This is a genomic window from Gordonia aquimaris, from assembly GCF_026262595.1.
GTDB lineage: Bacteria > Actinomycetota > Actinomycetes > Mycobacteriales > Mycobacteriaceae > Gordonia > Gordonia tangerina.
In genome coordinates, this window is the sequence record NZ_JAPKFM010000054.1 from 1 (window position 1) to 5,239 (window position 5,239).

4 protein-coding genes and 1 pseudogene are annotated in these 5,239 nt (G+C 64.3%); 2 read left to right on the forward strand and 3 right to left on the reverse strand.

Going from position 1 to position 5,239, the window contains the following annotated elements; genetic code table 11:
• On the reverse strand, window positions 1-248 hold a 248-nt coding region (locus OSB52_RS24420; RefSeq protein ID WP_266063928.1), incomplete at its 3' end, for a pentapeptide repeat-containing protein.
• 122 nt (window positions 249-370) lie between these two features.
• Here OSB52_RS24420 and OSB52_RS24425 point away from each other — a divergent pair.
• On the forward strand, window positions 371-1,720 hold the full coding sequence (locus tag OSB52_RS24425) for a Mu transposase domain-containing protein (RefSeq protein ID WP_266063929.1): 1,350 nt from the start codon (window positions 371-373) through the stop codon (window positions 1,718-1,720).
• Window positions 1,717-2,577 (forward strand): IS21-like element helper ATPase IstB, encoded by an 861-nt coding sequence (istB, locus tag OSB52_RS24430; RefSeq protein ID WP_235723274.1) that lies wholly within the window; start codon window positions 1,717-1,719, stop codon window positions 2,575-2,577. The genes OSB52_RS24425 and istB overlap by 4 nt, the downstream gene beginning before the upstream one ends.
• Before the next feature lie 799 nt (window positions 2,578-3,376).
• Here the strand turns inward: istB and OSB52_RS24435 are convergent.
• Window positions 3,377-3,811 (reverse strand): hypothetical protein, encoded by a 435-nt coding sequence (locus tag OSB52_RS24435; RefSeq protein WP_266063930.1) that lies wholly within the window; start codon window positions 3,809-3,811, stop codon window positions 3,377-3,379.
• Between the two features lie 222 nt (window positions 3,812-4,033).
• Window positions 4,034-5,134: pseudogene (locus tag OSB52_RS24440) on the reverse strand (flavin-containing monooxygenase).
• Window positions 5,135-5,239 lie beyond the last annotated feature (105 nt).

Here is a 5,239-nt window from a genome sequence, read left to right on the forward strand (position 1 = left end):
CCGGTGAAGGTCGCCTTGTCGAACCTGGCGCCCTCGGTGAAGGTCGCCTTGTCGAACCTGGCGCCCTCGGTGAAGGTCGCCCTGTAGAACCTGGCGTTCCCGGTGAAGGTCGCCCTGTCGAACCTGGCGCCCTCGGTGAAGGTCGCCCTGTAGAACCAGGCGTTCCCGGTGAAGGTCGCCCTGTCGAACCTGGCGCCCTCGGTGAAGGTCGCCTCGAGGAACCCGGCGCCCTCGGTGACGGCGCTCATCGAAATTCCCCAGTGATGCTCATCTGAATTCCTCACCCGTGTGGCTCCGCCAGAGTAGGCGGGCCTCCCGTGATGCTGATGGTCTCTGACCACTCACCAGCAACCTCGGGAGGCCCGCTTTCATGTTGACACGGGAGAGCGATGTGGAAGTACATGCACTGCACAAACGGGGGTGGACGATCTCGGCGATCGCCCGCCACACCGGCCACGATAGGAAGACGATCCGGGCCTACCTCAATGGTGAGCGCACCCCGGGCGAACGTAAGAAACCGGCGGTGGATCCGTTCGAGCCGTTCCTGGACTATGTTCGGGCCCGACTCGACGAGGACCCGCATCTGTGGTCGCGCACGTTGTGCGATGAACTTGAGGACCTCGGCTACGCCCAGTCGTATCAGACCCTGACCCGCCAGATCCGGATTCGCGGTCTGCGACCAAAGTGTGCGGACTGCGCGCAGGTCACCAAACGGGCGAACGCGATCATTGAACACCCGCCAGGTGAAGAGACGCAATGGGATTGGGTGGAGTTGCCGAATCCTCCATCGCAGTGGGGTTGGGGTTCGACCGCGTTCTTGCTGGTCGGGTCACTGTCGCATTCGGGGCGGTGGCGCGGCTATCTGGCACCTGATATGACCCGCCCGCAGGTGATCGCCGGTATCGACCGCATCACCCGCCGCTTGGGTGGGGTCACCAAGTCGTGGCGGTTCGACCGGATGGCCACGGTGTGTCACCCGGCAACCGGGGCCTTGACCGCCGAGTTCGCTGGTGTCGCCAAGTATTACGGTGTTTCGGTAGCCGTGTGTCCACCCCGGCGTGGGAACCGCAAAGGTGTGGTGGAGAAGTCCAATCACATTGCCGCGCAACGCTGGTGGCGCACACTTCCCGACGAGCTGACCGTCGAGCAAGCCCAGGCCAGTTGTGACACGTTCTGCCGGACCCGCTCAGATGTGCGTATGCGCCGAACCAAAGATGGGCGCTCGAACGTGGCCACCGTCGCCAAGCGCGAACCGCTCAGCGCCCCGCCAGCGGCTCCGTACCCGACGACGGTCACCGAGGTGCGGAAAGTGTCTCGCCAGGCGTTGGTGGCGTGGAAGGGCAACCAGTACTCGGTGCCCCCGGAGTTGGCGATGAACGACGTGCACGTCAGCGAACGACTCGGCGACGGGCATATCGACATCGCCACCGACTCGGGCATCGTGATCGCCCGCCACCGCCTGGCCGCTGCAGGCTCGGGAGCCCAAGTGCGTGACCACGGCCATGTCGTCGCCCTGGACACCCTGGCCCAGGCCGGCGCCTCATCGAGTCGCCGGCCGCATCGCCGCAAGGAACGCATCCCACCGGGCCAAGCCGCTCGACAAGCTGCAGAGGCGCTGCGTCACAACACCACACACACCACCGCGCCAACAGCTCAGGCGTCGGTGATCGACCTGAGCGTGTATGAACGCGCCGCACAGAACAGGACCCAACTCCCATGACCAACAAGACCGACACAACCACCACCACCGTGAATCCGACCAATGATGCGCCGCAGTCACAATCGGCGGTCTCGGTGTATCAGCAGCTGCGTGGGCATCTCGCCGTACTCAAACTCGACGCCGCCGCGCAAGCCCTACCGCAGGTGCTGCAGATCGCTGCCGAGCAGGAGTGGACGATGACCTACACCCTTGAGCACCTACTGGGCATCGAGGTCGATGCCACCGAGGCCCGTCGCCTGGCCGGGCGGCTGCGGTTCGCCTGTCTGCCCACCCCCGCCACCCTGGACGGGTTCGACTACGACGCCGCCCCCGGAGTCGACCGGGCGTTGATCCGTGAACTGGGCACCTGCGCGTATCTGGAATCGGCGACGAACGTGCTACTCATCGGCCCACCCGGCACCGGCAAAACCCACCTCGCGGTCGGGCTGGCACATGCCGCGGTGCACGCCGGCTACCGCACCTATGTGACCACCGCCGCCGATCTGGCCGCGCGCTGCCACAAAGCCGCCATCGAGGGCCGCTGGGCCACCTGCATGCGGTTCTTCGCCGGCCCCACCCTGCTGGTGATCGACGAACTCGGATATCTACCATTGCCGGCCGAAGCCGCGTCAGCATTGTTTCAAGTTGTGGCACAACGATATTTGAAAACAAGCATCGTCATCACCACCAACCGGTCAGTCGCCGAATGGGGTGAAGTCCTCGGCGACACCACCGTCGCCGCCGCCATGCTCGACCGACTGCTGCACCGCTCAGTCGTGCTCAAACTCGACGGCGATTCCTACCGACTACGCGACCACCACGCACGCACCCAAAACCAGCGCACCGCCACCGCGCCAACCCGACGGACGCTACAGTAGGAGCCGCCCACAGGTGGGGAATTTCAGCGAGCACACCTGGGGAAGTTTCTTGAGCCTCGTCATCGGTGAAGGTCGCCCTGTCGAACCAGGCGTTCCCGGTGAAGGTCGCCCCGTCGAACCCGGCGTACCCGGTGAAGGACACCTCGACGAACCTGACGTGTCCGGTGTATACGCAGGCGGGTGTGCTGAGAGTAAGGCTATGGCCGTGACCCACGGTGAGGTCGCCGTCGATCCGAGCCCCTCTCAGGTGAACAGGTAGGTGCAGGTCGATCAGGAGGTGGCGCAAGTAGCCGGCTCGCACGTTCCGATCCTCGCCCCAGCCGGTGGCCTCATCGACCGATGGCACCCATAGGGCCGTGCGGTCGGAGGTGGTGCGCACATCGCATTCCTGCCCTGCTGTGGCCGCAGCGAGCAAGGCGTGTTCGGCACGGGTGATCGGCTCCACAGGCCAGCAACTCCTTTAGGTTCACCGAACGGCGTACCTGCGCCCAAGGTTTAAGGGCGGACGTGGGAAATGGCAAGTCTGACTGATCAAATCTTGACAGTCCCTGCCTGGCAACACCTAGCGTATCCGCGGGCTGACCGTTCGGTCAGCTTCTCTCGCCACTGATTGAATTCAACGTCGTTTGGTCGGTGACTGGGGTAGTGTCTGCCACGACCGGCGGCCAAAGGTTCAGCTCGGTGTCACGGCTCGGCCCTGACACTCCACTGTGGGACGACGTTCACATGCAGACGCTCTCACACGGCGCTTCAGCTGCGGCGGCGGTCTGAGCGGATAAGGTCCCACTCATCGTCTCCGCTAGCAGTCCGGTCGTCGGTGCTTCACAAGACTCGGGTGATAGCCGTGGCGAGAAGTGTCTGCCACTAGGCGTTCGATCTTCTGGAGGTTCTGTGCATAGATCGCGTCGGCGAAGTAGAACTCCCGGTCCAAACTGACTGGAACCCGTCCGGGATCGCTACTCAGAAGCTTGCTTATGCGTCGATTCAGTCGTCGGTGCAGCGACTGCCTTTTCACGGCACCGAGCTGTAAAGCTATCTCACTCCACGAGTTGCCACCCGAGAGAAGCAGTTGCGTTGTAGTGACTTCGAGAGCTGAAATCAAGGCCTTCATTTCCTCGAGTGATTGGGCTGCTTCTATGTCCAGCTCGCCACCAGTGAGTTCGAGGGCGCGCAGCGCAATATCGGAGGCGACAGCCACGTGCACCTCACGTACTTCGCTCTTCGTCTTGCCCATGACCCGAACGGTACAGCCAATTTTTGTCAGCGCGACACTGACACTCCCGGCAAAGGGAAATCGCGCTGGTGTAGGCGATCCGTGGTCTTCTTGTTCCGGAAGGCCTTAGCGAAGGCTTGAAAGCCCCTGGACGATGGGCGGGATCTGCAGAACGCCTATCGACTGCGACTCAAAGTTGCTGTGGGCGTTCGGAAAGGGGGTTGCGATGAAGATGTGCACGGCTCAGGTCACTTGATGCTCCGGCTGGGCGGCTCGCTGTGCGATCCGGTCGGCGATGTAGGCCGCGTCGCGTCCGACGCCGGGCAGCACCATGGAGCTGAAGGCGTATTGGAACGACAGGCCGCAGAAGTACAGGCCAGGGGCGGTTTCCACCACACCGCGCATCTCGTCGGGCCAGCCGTCGGGGCCGAACACCGGCAGATGAATCCAGTCGAAGACCTGGCGGAATCCGGTGCACCAGATGACGTTGGCGACGTCGAGCACCTCACCGTCGGCGGTCTGCGGGAGACCGTCACGGGCGCCCACCACTCGCTGCTCGATCCGCGTCACATCGCGTTCGCGCAGGTCGGCGGCCTTCACGCGCAACGCGGGTGCCCCATGGAACCGCACCTTCGGAAGCTCTCTGCGGCCCATCGGGGTGCGTCGGGTCAGGATGTGACGCCACGCGAAGATCATCATCGGGAACAGCACGCGTGCCTGCCAGGACTCCGGATAGAACGGGATCGATCCGCAGTCGCGTCCACACAGCGTCGTCGGACGGGTCGCCGCAACCTCGTAGGCGATGTCGGCGCCGGAGTGCGATGCGCCGACCACCAGTGTCGGGCCGTCGCGCAATTGCTCGGGCCGCCGATACTCACTGGAGTGCAATTGCAGGATCGCGGGATCGAGTTCGGCCGCGCAGTCCGGAATCGCGGGAGTGCGCCCGAAGGTTCCGGTGGCGACCACCACGGTGCGCGATGCGAGTGTGCCGGCGTCGGTGTCGACCACGAAGCCGCCTCGCGGATCGGGGTCCAGTGAGCGTACCCGGGTCGACAACCGAACCGGCAACCCGAAGCGTTGGGCGTAGGTCTCCAGATAATCGGCGACGTCGTCCTAGCCGGGAAACGACCAGCCGTCGGCGGGAAACGGCATGCCGGGCAGGCCGTCGTATCGGGCGGGGGAGTACAGGCGAAGGCTGTCCCATTGGCGGCGCCAGTTGTCGCCGATTCGGTGGTTGGCGTCGATCACCACGCAGGGTTGTTCGTGTTTGCGGAGATGATACGCCGTGGCCAGGCCGGCCTGGCCCGCGCCGACGATGACGGTGTCGATCTGTTCGATGTTCATGGCGTCCTCCTGCGTCGGCCGACATCGGTGTCGGCTTGGCCGACCGGCTCGGACCGGTCGACTCTGACGCTAGGCAGCCACAGTCGCCGCCACATCGGACATCAA

Bases quoted from the DNA above. Each gene is read 5' to 3' on its own strand.
- OSB52_RS24425 (WP_266063929.1), top strand. From the start codon at position 371: ATGTTGACACGGGAGAGCGATGTGGAAGTACATGCACTGCACAAACGG.
- OSB52_RS24435 (WP_266063930.1), bottom strand. From the start codon at position 3,811: ATGGGCAAGACGAAGAGCGAAGTACGTGAGGTGCACGTGGCTGTCGCC.
- istB (WP_235723274.1), top strand. From the start codon at position 1,717: ATGACCAACAAGACCGACACAACCACCACCACCGTGAATCCGACCAAT.